This window comes from Segetibacter sp. 3557_3, assembly GCF_004354985.1.
GTDB lineage: Bacteria > Bacteroidota > Bacteroidia > Chitinophagales > Chitinophagaceae > Segetibacter.
In genome coordinates, this window is record NZ_SMSK01000018.1 from 28,942 (window position 1) to 45,026 (window position 16,085).

11 protein-coding genes and 1 pseudogene are annotated in these 16,085 nt (G+C 42.7%); 3 read left to right on the forward strand and 9 right to left on the reverse strand.

All coding sequences use genetic code 11. The features are described from left to right. Positions 1-61: 61 nt before the first annotated feature. The 4 genes from EXU57_RS20710 to EXU57_RS20725 all read right to left on the reverse strand — a co-directional run bounded on the left by EXU57_RS20710 (position 62) and on the right by EXU57_RS20725 (position 5,103). Complete coding sequence (locus EXU57_RS20710) at positions 62-1,321, reverse strand: protoporphyrinogen/coproporphyrinogen oxidase (RefSeq protein ID WP_133270172.1); 1,260 nt, start codon at positions 1,319-1,321, stop codon at positions 62-64. Between the two features lie 270 nt (positions 1,322-1,591). Then, a complete protein-coding gene (locus EXU57_RS20715) occupies positions 1,592-2,674 on the reverse strand; it encodes a glycosyltransferase family 2 protein (protein WP_133270173.1) in 1,083 nt (360 codons plus the stop codon). A 283-nt stretch (positions 2,675-2,957) separates the two neighbouring features. Then, on the reverse strand, positions 2,958-4,265 hold the full coding sequence (locus EXU57_RS20720) for a WcaI family glycosyltransferase (RefSeq protein ID WP_133270174.1): 1,308 nt from the start codon (positions 4,263-4,265) through the stop codon (positions 2,958-2,960). A 430-nt stretch (positions 4,266-4,695) separates the two neighbouring features. After that, positions 4,696-5,103: a colanic acid biosynthesis acetyltransferase WcaF gene (locus EXU57_RS20725; RefSeq protein WP_165958221.1), complete on the reverse strand. Its 408-nt coding sequence runs from the start codon at positions 5,101-5,103 to the stop codon at positions 4,696-4,698. Between EXU57_RS20725 and EXU57_RS20730 the strand changes: the two genes are divergently transcribed. The 3 genes and pseudogenes from EXU57_RS20730 to EXU57_RS25960 form a co-directional block, all read left to right on the forward strand. After that, positions 5,096-6,148: a glycosyltransferase family 4 protein gene (locus EXU57_RS20730; RefSeq protein ID WP_165958222.1), complete on the forward strand. Its 1,053-nt coding sequence runs from the start codon at positions 5,096-5,098 to the stop codon at positions 6,146-6,148. The genes EXU57_RS20725 and EXU57_RS20730 overlap by 8 nt on opposite strands. Then, positions 6,129-6,716, forward strand: a complete 588-nt coding sequence (locus tag EXU57_RS20735; RefSeq protein WP_133270177.1) for a WcaF family extracellular polysaccharide biosynthesis acetyltransferase — start codon at positions 6,129-6,131, stop codon at positions 6,714-6,716. The genes EXU57_RS20730 and EXU57_RS20735 overlap by 20 nt, the downstream gene beginning before the upstream one ends. A 923-nt stretch (positions 6,717-7,639) precedes the next feature. After that, positions 7,640-9,295, forward strand: a pseudogene (locus EXU57_RS25960) (endo-1,3-alpha-glucanase family glycosylhydrolase); the annotation flags it as partial. A 1,559-nt stretch (positions 9,296-10,854) separates the two neighbouring features. On the opposite strand, the gene EXU57_RS20750 reads toward EXU57_RS25960, so the two are convergent. The 5 genes from EXU57_RS20750 to EXU57_RS20770 form a co-directional block, all read right to left on the reverse strand. Next, positions 10,855-11,982 (reverse strand): glycosyltransferase family 4 protein, encoded by a 1,128-nt coding sequence (locus EXU57_RS20750; protein ID WP_133270179.1) that lies wholly within the window; start codon positions 11,980-11,982, stop codon positions 10,855-10,857. Beyond that, the gene (locus EXU57_RS20755; RefSeq protein WP_133270180.1) at positions 11,975-13,180 is read right to left on the reverse strand and encodes a hypothetical protein; all 1,206 of its coding nucleotides are present in this window, start codon (positions 13,178-13,180) and stop codon (positions 11,975-11,977) included. Before EXU57_RS20755 ends, EXU57_RS20750 begins: the two co-directional genes overlap by 8 nt. Positions 13,181-13,281: 101 nt before the next feature. Next, positions 13,282-14,442 (reverse strand): glycosyltransferase family 4 protein, encoded by a 1,161-nt coding sequence (locus EXU57_RS20760; RefSeq protein WP_133270181.1) that lies wholly within the window; start codon positions 14,440-14,442, stop codon positions 13,282-13,284. Positions 14,443-14,509: 67 nt separating this feature from the next. Continuing rightward, entirely contained in the window at positions 14,510-14,911 is a 402-nt protein-coding gene (locus tag EXU57_RS20765) for an acyltransferase (protein WP_165958223.1), read from the reverse strand. A gap of 134 nt (positions 14,912-15,045) precedes the next feature. Beyond that, positions 15,046-15,927 carry a glycosyltransferase gene (locus tag EXU57_RS20770; protein ID WP_165958224.1) on the reverse strand — a complete coding sequence of 294 codons (882 nt, stop codon included), beginning with the start codon at positions 15,925-15,927 and terminating at the stop codon, positions 15,046-15,048. Between the last annotated feature and the right edge of the window lie 158 nt (positions 15,928-16,085).

The window sequence follows — 16,085 nt, forward strand, 5'->3', positions numbered from 1 at the left end:
ATACACCTGCAATAAAAACGTGTATATGTAAGCCTGACTTCATTTTAAAACCCGAAATATTCTACCTGATCGTTTTATTTAGTTCCATTGCCGATTCTATACACTTATCCATGTTGTAATATTCCCATTCTGCAAATCTTCCCAGCAAATAGATGTTGTACTTAGCCAGGTGTTTTTTAAGCGTATCAATTTTACTACGGGTATCTTTTTGCTGAATGATGTAGGAATTTGGTTCGTAGTTAAAAGCGATTGGCTTGAGATTGCCGGGCAACAATGCCAGTTCACTGCGCATATCATCCTGGTCTTGCTTACCAGAAAACTCAACAACACAGGTTTTTCTTCGATTGGGTTCGTTGTTTGTTCCGCTAAAGTTACCCGTATAGATGATCCGGTGGGCCTTGTACTTTTCTTCGGGAAGATACATCCAGGAAAGGTTTGTGTCATCTGTTTCACACAGCACATTTGAAGTGCCATTACTCGGAAGATTGGTTACAGCATCCAAACATGTCCTTAGCAATTCATCTTCTATGGCCACTATACCCGCCAGCTGCCTCACATCACCACAGTATACCAACAATTGCGTATTCAGTTCATCTCCATTGATGCCAATACCTTTTTCACCAACACCAATGCTACTTACCTGGTAGGAAAGCTGTATATCCTGTTGCTCTGCAAGACGATCAATGATAAACTGCGAGCCATTATTTTTGGGATAATAGAAACTGGAGTGGACCATCGATGCTTCTTCCTTTTTTAGGATGTTGCTGATGATAACTTCCCGTATTTGTGGCATCGGCAGCTTCCCATCAAGCCATTCCAGCGGCACCTTGCTGATATCGGTGTTCCATATTTTGGCGTTGTACGGGCCAAAGTATAAGTTGTACAACTGTTCACCAAAGTTCCCGATCAGGAACGCTTTAAAGTTTGGATACTCCTCCGGTGCTTTAGGTACCTGGGAAACCATTGTGAGCAGTTCATCAATTATAGGTCGGAGCTTTTCTTCAGGGAGCTGGTATAGATAATTCTCGAGGGGATATCCAAGCAGTTGGTCATCAAACAGGATTTTAGCATTCCGGGTAGCTTTAATAAATTCTTCCTCACGGTTAAAATGACTCCAGAACCAATCTAACACCGTTTCATTTTTACTATTAAAAACATGCCCCCCCACCCGGTGAAAAAGGCTTCCCATTACCCGGTCGCATTTTATTAATCCACCTGCTTTATCCGCCTTTTCGAGAATGCTTACCTGATAACGGTCACTCAGCATACGTGAAATACTTAAACCTGAAATGCCTGATCCAATTACTGTTGCGTGTTTCATCTTCTGTCTTTGCTACCTGGTGAGTACCGTATGGTTCAGCAACAATGGGTTTTTTTATGGTAAATAATTTTAAACAAGCAAAAAGATTGCTTTTTGCTATCACACTATAAATGCAATGCAGTACCTGGTTAATTTCGCATTCGTACCCCGCTAATGTGCACTGATTTAAGCGAAACTACCGGTTAAGCATCGGTTAAATGAACGAAAATTCAAGTTGCTTTAACAATATCGGGATTCCGAACAGCTAAGAAGTTGTAGTTAACCCTATTGCTAAGCTGGTTTTGTTTTCACCTTCGTTGTATTTCCGGGTACGACAGATGCCATCAGGTATTTTGCAAAAAATTTGGACAGCCAATAAAACGATTTGGCACTTCGGTCGAGGCGCCATGCGGCTTTCACCTGCAGTATCGCAGCTTTGTTGTTATGACCTATTAAACCGTGCGCCAGTTTGATAGAATATATTGCATAGTGCCGGATTGAATATCGCTTTATAGCGTCTCTTTTATCCGGTGGCAAAAGGGGTTGTATCAAATCAATAACCTTCAAAAGGTCAGTAAGATTTTGGCCTGTACTAATCGAAATGGAACTTATATTTCCAACCTTCAGCGCGCGATAAGAAGCCAGTATTTTTGGCGAATAAGCCACTTTATAGTTAGCTGCAATACGGGTCCACATCTCCCAATCCTCACCGTAGTGAACAGCGTAAAAGCTTCCAAGCTTTTCATAAACGCTTCTTTTTACCACAATAGCAGGGGGTTCCAGCCTTTGGTACTTTGCAATTTGGTAAAGAAAGTCGGGAATGATGCCTGGCGCAGGTAAAATGTTTGGATGAACCGATTTAACTTTTCCTCCCGCATCAATTGTTGAATTGTTTACAAACGCAGCGCCGATATGCTCATCCAATTTGAACAGGGTCTCAATTTCATTATAGAAGCCGGAATGTACCAAATCGTCGCCATGTAAGATATGCACCCACTTGCCTTTAGCGCGATTGATGCAGGTTTCGAAATTTCTCAAGCTACCCACATTCCGTGGTTGCCTGTAATAGCCAACCCTGCCTTTTCCAACTTCTTTCACGACTGTCTCTACATCACCATCTGTACTATAATCATCAATTACTTCAATTTGCATGTTTGTTCCCGTGTCTTGCTGCAGTACGCTTGTTATTGTGGTCGCCAGGTATTGTGTACAGTTGTAGGATGGTATCATAACCGACCACAAATAACCTTCTTTACCTTGCTGAACAGGCACTATAACCGGAGGTGAAGAGGGAATGCGGGTCGCATCACCTGCCGAACGTTCTGTGCTTAACAGATGTGTTGAGTCTGGTAAGTCAGTTGGTGTTGCATTCATTAATGGTCTGTTTTCAAGGGTGCGTTTTCACTATAAACGAAGAATTAAACTCCGAGTTGTGTAGTGAGTAGAATTAATAACTGGCTTGGCGAAGTGAATATTGAATTCAGATAACGGGGGAGTGATAACCGTATGTAATACAATGCCTGTAAACTAATTTCGAAAAGTAGCGTAGTATCTTCCTCGCCGAAGATATTACCAAATTATCTTATAATTCTAATTAATTGCATAAAAAATAACTTAAGGTCACAGCCATCCAATCTTCCAGGTTTTAAGAGTCCTATTACGCCCTGATGAGCTTTTCTTTTGTGTATGCTCCACTTTGCGATTGTTCAACGGCCTGCATGAATCCTTGTAAAATGGTGTGCGTGCTCAGTTGCTGAACGGCGTACGCACGTGCATTAATACTAACGGTTCCATGTTCGTTCATGCCATCAAGTGCTTTCGCAATGACCTCGTTAAGCGCTTCCTGGTTGTCTGGCTCCGTTAAGATTCCGATTCTGTTTTCCTTGACAATTGAGTAAAGGCTCGTTCCGGCACTGGCGGTTACAATCGAGATACCACCAACAGCAAGTATAGTCGTCAGTTTCGACGGTAGCAGCAAATCGCCTGCATTAGCTTTTTGAATTACCAGGTGAAAATCAGCAAGGTTCAAAAATCGATTAAGTTCTTCCACTGGCTTCAGCGGTAGAAATACAACGTTCTGCAGGTTCAATTTATTTTTGAGTGCTTCGAGCGTGGTCTTATATGGGCCCGATCCGCAAATAATAAACTTTACCCGGGTATTGCTTGCAAAACGTTTGGCCGAATGCAGGATTGCCTCCAATCCTTGTTTTACCCCAATTCCGCCTGAATACAAGAAGATGATATCACCCGGCAAAAAGCCGTATGCAGTCTTAATTTCAGTTTTGTCATGCAGGGGCGTAAACTTTGTTGTATCCACCCAATTTGGAAACAGTAATATGTTTTTGTCTATTTTATTTTTAATCTTTTTAATCATACCCTCCGATATCGTACTTATCCGGTCGGCTCTTTTCAGGATAAACTTTTCTATTGCGAACAACACGTTAAGCAAAGCAGGCGACTTGACGATTTCCAGCTCGCGGGCTGCGTCAATCTGAAGGTCCTGGATGTGATAGATGAACTTCGTACGTTTGAAGGTCTTGTAAAAAATCGCCAGTAGTCCCAGCGCAAAGGGCGGCGCAACCGTTATCACGTAATCATATCGCTTGGCAAAAAGCAACCGGAAAACCACAAAAAAGGCAGAAAAGAAAAAGCTGAAGTCTGAAATTATTCGCGTGAGACCCGACGGGCTTGCGGGTATATAATGCGGACAGCGAATGATCTTAATTGGAGAGGCGTTTTCGCCAGGCATTCTCAATTCGCTTTTGTACCACGATGCGTCTTTGCGGTAAGGCTCTTCCACTTTCCACTGTGGGTAATAGGGAAAAGTAGTAATAACGGCACACTCGTAATTGTTCGTTGCCAGCCAATCCATCATTTCCCCGCTATATTTTCCGATTCCTGTAGGTTCAGGAAAGTAATTCCCGCCAATAAGCAGAATCCTTTTTTTAACTGGTGGTTTTTGCATTCCTGGAAAACTGTAAATATTTGTATGCTACCTCGTGTGCAAGTTTACTGATAAACAATCATCAATAAACTTGATGGCCTTTATAGGAAAGGGTAGGGGGTTCTAAAGGGAAGTAGTCTTCTAATTGTTGTTGCGATGGCTGATAAAACCTGAATGTGCTGACCGGGCTTAGTAAGTGCTTTCCGGTGGGCGATTGGCTGCGGAAAGTGCTCGGGCAACCTGCAGACGAATGGAGGAAACGCCAGCTGTGTTGTTCGGCCCATTTTAACAAGGAAAGATTCTTTGTGCTCCGGCATTTGTTGGCTATTGTACCCCGGTTGTGTCACTCCCTTGTACTCCATAGCCCTGAGCAACCTTTATTTTCCGCAGTAAATTGTTCCCTGCCTGGCTACGAGGTAGGGCTTAGCGAACACAAAGTTCACCGGCATAGTCAATCAGTAGGGTGATGTGATTGTTTAAAGGATGAAAGCGTTTCCCTGTCGCGGAAACATACCGCCGGACTGCCGGCACAAATTTTTCCTGCAGGAAGCGATTTAAATACGGACGATCTTGCACCTACAACGGTGCCTTTTCCAACAGTTATACCCGGGGCTACAAACACGTCGGTAGCCAGCCAACACTCATCTTCAATCGTTATCGGCGAATTCGTTGTCGGAAACTCAACATACCTGTAATCGTGAGAGCCTGCACATAAGTAGCTTTTTTGTGAGATTACGACATTGTTGCCAATGTTAATGTCGGCAAGGCTGTAAAGCACAACCCCGTCGCCTATCCAGCTATAATCGCCAATGGTAACCTTCCACGGAAAGTGGGTATGTACAGATGCTCGAATGATCACATTGGTTCCAATCTTGGCTGCAGTGTTGTATAACGAACTCCTAAAAAGATCAATTGACGCGCGATTTATCAATACAAGTGCAGCTAAAAACGAAAGTAACCAGGGAAAGTTTTCGTTAAAAAAGATATTTTCTTTTCTCCATGTTTATCGTTCAACCTTGTTTGTCGGTAAGTACGATGTTGTATATATGACCCCGGGGCAGACTTTCTTCGGGGTGGTAAAGTATGCACCATTCATTTTTTCATGCCTATACCTAAAGAAACCCTTTATCATTCATGTACATGGTAACCATTTTGGGAGTGAGTATAAATCGTTAACGGGTTTCAAAAAGAAAATGTTTAAGTCCTTAGTAACGAAAGCCCGGGCCGGAATCGTACTCTCCCATTCTCTGCGGCACAATTTTGAGTCGTTACTTGACAATGAGCGAACATATGTTGTTCCAAACTTTGTGGAGGACTCCTTATTTGCAGTTGACGCTCCGAAGCAAACAGACAAGTTGAGGATCCTTTTTTTGAGTAACCTCATGGAGGAGAAAGGGGTATTTGACCTACTGGATGCACTACGTAAATTAAAAGACAAAGGAATACTTTTCGAAGCTGTTTTTGCCGGCTCAGTTGAAAGTAGTCTTGCCGGGAGGCTGGACTCCCTCTTCTCAAGCCTAGGTGACAACGTCAAATACATTGGAACAATTTCAGGAGAAGATAAACGACAGCGACTGTTGGATGCAAATGTGTTGATATTACCAACCTATTACAAGATGGAAGGTCAGCCGATTGCTTTATTGGAAGGCATGGCAACCGGGAATATAATCATCAGCACCAGGCACGCTGGTATACCCGATATTGTGAGCGAACTAAATGGCTTCCTGGTTCCCCCGAAATCGTCTGCCCACATTTGTGCTTGCCTGGAAAGGCTAAGTACCGACCTCCCAAAGATGATTCAAAAATACGCAAATACAAATAAGGCATATGCACAACAAAATTTCACTGTTGATGCATTTACAAACAATATTTTACAAGTTCTCAATGCAAGTACAAAAACTTAATCAGTTCCGGCTACCGGCTGGTTTCAGAGGTCGGCCAGGTTGGCTGGTGCAACTCTGGTGGATAATTCAGGCTGTGCTTGTGAACACTACACCTCAGTTTATGTACGGGTGGAGAAGGTTTGTTTTCAGATCTTTTGGCGCTAAGATTGGGAAGAGTGTAATGATTCGGTCGTCTGTTCAAATGCAGTTTCCCTGGAAAGTTGTCGTAGGGGACTATAGTTGGCTGGGGGATGGTGTCGTTTTATATAGCCTGGGTAACATCGAGATAGGGAAACATGTAGTCATATCGCAGAACTGTTATGTTTGCGCGGGATCTCATGATTATACCCGACCAGATTTTCCGATCAACAAAAATCCGATTGTTATAGAAGATCAGTGTTGGCTGGCTGCGGATGTATTTGTTGGGCCGGGAGTTACCATTGGCCTCGGGACAGTTGTGAAATCTCGATCATCCGTTTTGAAGGATCTTTCAGGTGGGAAAATCTACGGCGGAGTACCTGCAATTTTCGTTGGTAATCGCGACGGAGCGGTGAAGTCGACGAGTACTTCCTCGGAGTCATTGCCCTAAGAACAGGTAGAAGGCTTACTTAAAATGTTTTCAGAAGGAATTAAAAATGTATTAAGAATTTTAATAAACCATGTTCAGCGATTAACTTCCAATATTTCGACTGACGCCCTATGAATAGCACAACAATACTTCTATGATTTCGTTTGAAATTCGTTTCACCTTCCCCGAAACCGAAGTATGCTATGAAAATTCTAATCACATTATTTCTATTACTGATACTGTCTCAACACTGTTTTAGTCAAAGCTCAGATGTCAACACCATTGTAACAGATTACGAAAACAGGATTCGATTAAACGGTGGCGTGATCAGTGCTAGCGACCTGCAAGCAGTCAATACATTTGTAAGGGCTGCTAAAACAAACAATTATTGGGACAAAATAATCGACCTCGCACCACTTGCAGGACAAGATCTTAATGCGGCTTTGGTGAAGTTGAAATTCCCTGTTCCGGGAACAAGTTTGATTGCCAACAACGGATTTCAACCTTCTGATTATACGCCCACGTCAGGGTTAAAATTGAACCGTTCCTGTTTCCTCAACTCAAATACAAATCTGAGCAAACTTAATTTGCAGGGACTATTTGGTTATTCCATGTGGATTGAAGATAAGGGTTGGGGATGGATTGGCTTACCAAATTCCGCCAGTCCTTACTCGACTTTGGCAGTTGCCCCTTCCAGTGTGAATGCTTATATTGGTTCAGCTTCCAACTATGCTGTAGTGGGCGGGGGAGTACCTTCATCAAGGGAGGGATTTTTCCACGTAATAAAACAATCACTTAATACTGCAAAAGTGTTTGTTGATGGTAGACAAGTTGGCATTACCAGCAATACCCCAACTACTACAGAGTTAAGGGACGCGGCCATTCAGGTTTTTAGAGATGCCAGCGACATAGGAAAGGGACAATTTTACTGTATCGACAACGGAATGCTTAGCAATGAACAAGCCGTTTTGTTTTTTAACGATGTAAAACGTTTGTTACAGGACCTCGGCCGAAGAATAGCCCCGCCAGTATTTTCCGCGCACGGCCTGTACACCCAAACACAGTTGGTATCCATTACCGAAAGCCCCACCAACTCCCTGATGGCCGGTGCTACCATTCACTATACTTTGGATGGTACGACACCAACTGTCTTGAGCCCTATTTATAACGCACCCTTAGCAATAAACAAAACGACCCGTCTACGAGCCATCGCAGTCAAAAATGACCGAGTCTCAGAACAGACGGATAAATGGATTTCGATTGTGCCGCAAGGGTTCACATCCACCAAATACTACACTGCTCACGTAATGGTCAACCTGCTGGCGTTTACCGACAACATGGATGAATGGCTGAAGCAAATGAAAGCATCCGGTTATAACCTGATCTGGGCTCACCTTGACGATTATTCCGGCAATTATATTTCAACCTTGCGAAAACTTATGGATGCATCTGCCCGGGTCGGTGGAATTCCGGTTATGCCAGGTCCATCTTGGTGGGTAGAGCCTGCAAGTGTTAGCCAGATGTACACTGACACCTGGAACCATCCGGCACTGTTTACCATTGGCGGCAAAAAAGTTTACACGGGCTGGGACTACCAAATGGACAACCAAAGTCAACTGGACAACTTGCTGGCTGCTCAAAATATTTCAACGGACGATTATTACCTATGGGTGCATTCAAGGTACCCTATTTCCTACAATGATGGTGCAACATGGCTCGGGGAGAATATGACCACTTCCGGTTACCTGAGCTGGTTTGGTACATCTGACGCCCGTAGCCTCGAAGGGGTTCATCACCTTTACGATACCCGTCCGCAAATAGACGGCCTGATCAATTTTGCAGTTGACCAGGGGAACAAATACTCTATCATCAAAACCAATAGATACATCACTCAATCCTCAGTGCCCAGGGGTAAGTTTTCGATGGCAGGAGTAAGTTCTTTTTATGCCTCTGTATCTTTCAGTGATTTTGGTTTTAATGGTGCAGCAGAAATCTGGGATAGTCTTTTAGTAGCTCCTGCCCATTCCAGGCCTACGGCAATGAGCGATATTACTGCTAATGATTATGCTGAGCTTTCCTATATATCACCACTGGTTATTCCTGCTGTAAATGGAATGTCGTTTGTTCCCCCGCTAAACGCAGGCTTCAACCTTGGCGATAATGTACGGTATCCTATTGCAGATCATAGCGGAATTCAAAAATTCTTAAGACCATGGGTAGAGGCTTACAAAAACAACCTGCCTGCCCCTACTTTCCAAGAGGATAGGATGTTCTCGCACTACTATCTGCATCCAAGTACAGCGACCCCAAACCCCGTTCTTCCAACCGAATTTAGTAACTATGCGCATTTGAATCAGTCGTGGTGGAACAAAACCGTTTATGCAACCGGCCATATTGAAGTCGGCGGAGGAAACCAGGTATACGGAATAAAAACGCGGTTTGAAACCGACAAAATCAAGATGGCTGCACACCTCACCGCACCGGCACAACTTAAAATCAACAATACATTATCCGAACTGAAACCCGCCGGGGCTGCTTATTTTGAGATCGATCGCGACGCGTTCCGGGGTACGCCAACATTTAGCATTGTAAGAAACGGGGTTGAAGTAAAAACCGGAAAAGGTCTTCAGCCAATCACCGATAATGTTTTTCCCGGAGGATGGAACTTCTTGTCAACTGAGATAGATCCTCAAGTAGACAGTGCCTCAATAAAGTTCAACGGCAAAGTTTTTCTGCAGGGGGCTTATAACGCGGGTACAGGAAGAATGAATAATGCCCTGAATATGTTAGGTATTTTGCAGGCAAAAGCAGCAACCCAACCTTATAATAAAACACCCACTAGTTACACGGGTACGGAATCGGTTAACGCCACCTTTTTTGCCAATCACCAAAACATTGTTGACTGGGTGTTACTGGAATTACGCGACTCGGCTACTAATAGTACCCTAACAAGAAAGGCATTATTCGTGAATACCGACGGTGTGCTCGTAGACCTTGATGGCTCAACAACACAAATTGGGATCCCGGGTATTGCCCGGGGTAAATACCAGGTGGCTATTCGCCACAGGAATCATCTTGGTATCAAATCTAAAACGACCCTAGATTTCAATGGTGGCTCAGCAGCCTACGATTTTACCACATCTGCCTCTAGTTCATTTAGCAATCAAAGCTACTCTTCCACGGTTCAGATTGGAAGCATCTGGGCAATGCGGGCCGGAAATGCAAACGTTAATAACAATGTGAAATTTAACGGCCCCGATAACGATCAAAACCAAATCCAAAATTCAGGTCTCGAGGGCTCGATTTCGAGTGTTTTAATGAATATGTATACCACGTCGGATATCAACATGGACGGAAGCATAAGAACGAATGGGCCGAACAACGATCAAAATTTCCTACTCAATATGATCCTGAACGGAATGCTGGGTAACATCATCTATGAGCAGCTTTAGCTGCATGCAGAAAGATGTGAAGAACACCTCTACCCTGGGTAATCCAGGGGGTTTTCTGCCAATCACTTTACGTAGGTGCTGGGGTTCACCCACCTGGTGCAATCAGTCTACCTTACCTGTTTTACAGCGGTTCGCTTGTATTAACTAATTATTAGCAATTTATCAGCAGGCCATCGATGTAAATGAAACCGTGTTTTCTCAGTACTTTGGCACGTTTTTACGAGTATGCTGGCGGGCTAGAGAGGGCGTTGGAGCGGTATTCCCAATCCTGATGTGCTCAATATAGCTGATTGTCAAATATATATTTGACTGTAATAAAATAGACACCCTTAAAAACCCGTTATTCTTACTATTCACAAGTTTAACTAACCGGCATGGTCAAGAAAAGTCCTGAAATTGATAGAGCGTATTCGAATGTTACTGCGGAAGATTATGTCTCGTCTAATAAATCGCCTTTGTTCATGGAATATCAACGACTTGATTTATTTAAGTTGCCCCCGGGCTCCCGAGGTAAGTCCCGCTGGTTCGTTCAACTCTGGTGGATCGTAGAGGCGCTATTTTTCCGTACATCGCCTCAATTTCTTTATGGGTGGCGACGGTTTCTGCTAAGAAGCTTTGGTTTCGCATTCGAGCAGCCATTAATTGGAGGAGGAAAGGGGCCAACAAGTAAAACCTTCATTATTTAATCAGGTGTTTGAAGCAACAGATTAGTTGAGTTGCGTGCGAAATATATCCAGAACTTTTTTTGCATTATACCGGGATGAAATCAGCGGTATAAGTTCCTTCGAACTTTGTTGTATTCGCTTCCTTTCACCTGGATTTTCTATAAGGTGATTAAAAGCTCGACTAAAGGCATCCACGTCTTCAGTTTCGCACAATATGCCATAATCAGGAGAACTGATCAGTTCTACCGATGCACCAACTGTATTGCTTGACACGATCGGCACGTTTGCGGCTATTGCCTCGTTAATCACCACGGCCCATCCATCGTAGCGACTCGCAAAAGCAAAAATGTCTGCAAGTCCGAAAAAATACTTTAGCTCTTCCGGTTTTTGAAATCCCATGAAGCTTATCCGCTCATCCCCGTTTCTTAATTCTTCAAGTCTTTGCTGCGCCTCCCCACTGCCCAGGATGATAAGTCGAAGGTTGCGATGATCTACCTTTTTCATCGCTTTAACCAGGATATCCATTCCTTTACGTTGTATTAACGCACCCGATGACAGGATGATTATTTCGTTGTTGGGCTTATATTTTTTACGGTACTCTCCAAGTACTGCAGGGTCAAGCGCAGTAAAGCTTCTCTCGTCGATGTTGTAAGGAATGATAAACTTTTTGGGGTTAACCTGGTAAGCAATAAAGCTTTCCGCTGCTTTTTTGCCTACGCAAAAAATAGCCTTGCAGCAGTAGTTGAGGATTCTGAGGTATAACCACTTAAATCTGTATTTCAAGGGACTCTTAACCTCAAACAGGGGTTCAGAAAAATAAGCGACTTTCTTTTTTTTAAAGCGGTGAATCAACAGTGCTACCGTTGCGTTCGGCGAGGCGTAACTGCCTCCAATAATGACGTATTGGCTTTTGTCTCTTGAGGAAACTGAAAAAATGTCCCAACTAAAATGAAAGTCCAGTACCCGCTTTTGGAGCAAACGGGCGATGAAATTGTCTCTTAGCACAACTGCTTCGTAATTACTCGGAGGGGTAAAACTCCACTCCCGGTTACTCTCCGAAACTGCATAGTAAATCACTGTCAGGTCGAACAGCACCGCTAATTCTTCAAAAAACGCAAGCTGATACGGTGTTGGTATATTGGTATAAAAAGAAAGTGAAGGTTTAGGCATATTGGAGCTTACGAACTTTGAAGCAGGTTTTTAAAACAACCCAGATCGGAATGTACATATACAGTGTGAAGATGATCATGGGCATCATGTTCTGTGTAATAAAGTAAAAGCAACCCACATACAAGCAAATATAAAACAGCCTTGATCCGAAGTTGGTCGACGAACTTTTGTGCAGTAAGCGGGTGTAGTAGCCAAACAATACAAAAAATAAGGGTGCTCCCCAAAAAAAGCGATAAAAGCTATCAATCATGCCGGTTTCAGCTGAGCCCTGTGCCGGCTTAATGTTGCTGTACTTCCTCATCACCGTGAAAATATCAGTCGAAAATGAAAACCAGGTTGGCTTTTCCGCCCACATAGCCCGCGGAATGAAGTTGATGAATGGATAAAGCCATTTAAGTCCATAATCACAAGTCACCGCAACCTGGTTTGCCTGGAAGGCGTTATATGCAGTAACAAACTCGTTGCCTTCGTCTATTCCTGATCCGCCAATAAGCAGCTCAGGTTGTTCGACAAGGCGATCTATAGTCAGGTTTATTTGCTCGGAAAAAGTCGTATAGGGTGAGTAGAACTTCCTGATCTGAACCGTTAAGGTGAGTAAAAGCGCTAATGCTGCCCCCGAAATCGCTATACCTTTGTATTTGGACAACAGCGTAGTCAGGCGCAGGCTCATTTGATTCTTCTGGTTAAACAAATAGGAGAAAATTAAAATTACACCTAATCTGATCCAACTTCCCCGTTGTTGTTGAATATAGGCGTCGTAGCAAAGAAACAGGAGAATACATGCCAGGAAAATCAATCCCTTTTTTGAAAGCGTTTTATTCAGGAAGGAGTTGAATAACAAGAGCACCGATGAAAAAATGAAGTACCTCAATTCATAGATATAGCCACCTACGCTAAAATCTCCACTGTTGTGCCCGTAAAAGTAGTAAGGACCCGATTTATAAATAAAGTAGCCATACCCAGCGAGCCCAATAACCCCGGTCTGGATAGAATAGTTTTCATACTTTTTGTAGTCAACAGAAGTTGACAAAACTCCGTTGTTTCCTTGTTGATTATTTAATCCCATTGAGTCGCCTGCAATAAAGCCGACATAACACAGGAATATGAAGGCCATAAACGATAACTCGTACTCATTATTCACCAGACCTAATTTCCTGAACGTAGGAAAAAGTTGAAGATAGGGAACAATGTAAAGCATCAACGTAAGTATAGAGAACACAAATGCAATCGATGACACATGCAATGAACATATCTTATAGACTACAAGCAGCAAAAAAAAGTAAACCAGTATTTCCACCACTAATTATTTAATAACGTCTCTTCATAAAACCTTGCGAGACATTCAGCATATTGATCCCATGTTATATTCTTGTCTCCGGCTGAAAAGGGGTGATCAATAGATTGTACAACGGCTTCGTAGATCGAAATCTCCGAAGATGGCTCAATTACGAAACCATTGATTCCATTTACCACGATTTCAGCTGCCCCGCAATTTTTGGTAACGATTACCGGAACGTTCACTGATAGTGCTTCTGACACAACAATGCCAAATCCGTCCTCAATGCTTGGAATTACTATCAAATGGTGTTTTTCGATAGTTGCCAATATTTCCACGTTAGGTAAATGTCTAACGTGTGTGATGCTCAAACGACTGAGATGACCTTTTATTATTGGCAGGTAAGCTTCATCGATGCTCCCTACAAGCGTAAGTTCTACAGGATACCCATTTCGTTGGAGCAGTTCAAAGGCCTTTAAAAGATAAATTACCCCTTTTCTAAAGGTTATTTTTCCAACAAATATCAAACTGATCTTTTCGCCATGTTTGATATGTTTAAAGTTTTTACCAGTTTCAGTGACATGCTCTGTGCCGTAGGCAAGCACCTTAACTTTACTGTCATCAATCCCATTTGCAACAAGTGAACTCTTTATGAATGTAGAAGGCACCAGTAGCTTGTCGCAAAGCATAAGCTCTTTTATGATGCTGCTCTGAAAGGTTTTCTCTCCAGATGTATATTGCAATCCATAGTTTAGGTGCTCACGTTCAAGCAGCTTCTCCTGTTCAATCGGGTGGGCATTCACTACTTCTCCGATTATTAGAATCCCCCGTTGTTTATAGCGCTCGATGATCTTGTAGCAATTGCCATGAAGGAGAAAGTGAGCAACATTACCCTCAGGCTCCAGTGTTAGTACCTGTACCTGCCACAGCTTATGTAAAAGCCGTACGTATTTAAAGAATGGTGTTCCCTTGATGAATTTCGCACCCAAATACATCAGGTACTCTTTTGCAGGGTAATTCTTTAACAGCTTCTTACTAAGCTTAAAGTCATACCTGACCTTATAAGAGTAGATAAATCGTTTAAGTATCCCTTTGTTCGCGATCAGGTGGATGTATTTATGAAAGTGAAACCTTCCACAGACCACTACTGTTACTTTAGCGCTTCTTTCTGTTGTAATTGCCAAGGCAGGGATTTTTAAACGAAATAGAATTTAATGATGTCATCGCCTTGATGCAACAAAGTATACAATGCTATTCGAGAATAGGGTTAAACTTCAGGGTGTAGGTCAGTGAATTTTTACGCTTTCTGATAAACGAAGCCGGGTTGCCGGCTACAATGTCGAGTTCCTGAACGTTCTTATGAACAACCGAAGAAGCCGCGATAACCGCGCCTTTTCCAATATTTACACCCGGTAAAATCGTTACTCCAGACGCAATCCATACATGATGGCTTATGTTAACGTCCCCACCGTACAATTCATGCGTTTCTGAATCTGGTTTGTGGCCGAGGGTCCATATCCTGGTATATGGCCCTATATCAGTATTATTATCGATGATTATTTTATATCGCCTGCAATCTAACACGCAGTTTTGGTTGATTACCACGCTTTCCCCGATTTCGATCTTCCAGAAATTGAGAAGTTTTGAATGCATTAGGATTACTGCAGTGCTGTGAATATTTTTGTTAAAAGCCCGCAAAAAGCTCTTTCTTACAAAGTGGGAAGGAAAATGGCTTATCAGGTTATTATAACAGTAATTGAGGATAGAACCCCCTATCAAGTTCATGCTCATCCCAAAATTTGTTTATAGCTTTCGACTGCAATAGCCACGTGTTTTTCCCAACTAGCCTCCCGGATGTAATTTTCCCAATTTTGCGCCAGATTTTTAGGGTTGTGTTCCAGCAAGTCGACAATAGTTTTTGTTAGCTGATCAACGTCGCTATGAGGAATAATCGCTCCAAGGTTGTAAGCACTAACGCAGTCTTTTAGCGAGCTTTCTGTGTTTGATATAATAAGCATTTTGTGAAATGTAGCGATGCTGTTCAGCACCCCGCTTTGAGAAGTAAATGAGGGTTTATAATACAATAACACAATGTTGCAAGCTTCAATCGCCGCATTAAAATCGTGCTGATCCAAATACCTGTCCACCCATATAATCTGTTCACTAACGCCAAATTTCGCAGCAAGTTCATGATAATGACCAACTGAAACTCCGGAATTTGATGCCTGCCCTGCCACCAATAACTTTACGTGCTTCAGGTGTTTTAAACTCTCGATGATAACCTCGTAATTCTTCTCCTCCCGGATGTTCCCCAGCACGCCAACGATTGCTGAACCATTTGCTTGATGTAATATTTCTTCAAGAAATGCCTGGTTAAATTCTCTATTATCATAAATTCCATGAGGCACTTTTACTTTGCAGAATTTCCCTTTGTAATATGGCCTGTCGGGTAATACACCGTGGTAGAATGCCACATCCATGAACGACATGATGCTGGACATGGTAAATCGGGACAAAGCCTTAAATGGAAAGAACTGATCTCTGTCAGGGTCATGCAGAATAACTGCAAACCGATGTGATCTGAAGAGCTTAAAAAATGGCGCCCAGAAGTTTGCGGTAGGTTGATCAAAATCGTTGAAGAGCACAATCGACTTTGGTTGATTACGCAAAAATTTAAATAGCTTGAATGGATTTATAAAGCTTCGGTATAGGAAATAAAATCTCCTTACCCATTTGTTTGAAGATGTGCAAATGTCGGACAACAAAATCTTTGAATTCGCACCTCCAACAATAGCATTTGCCGGCATCAAAAGAGTACAACTTTTTA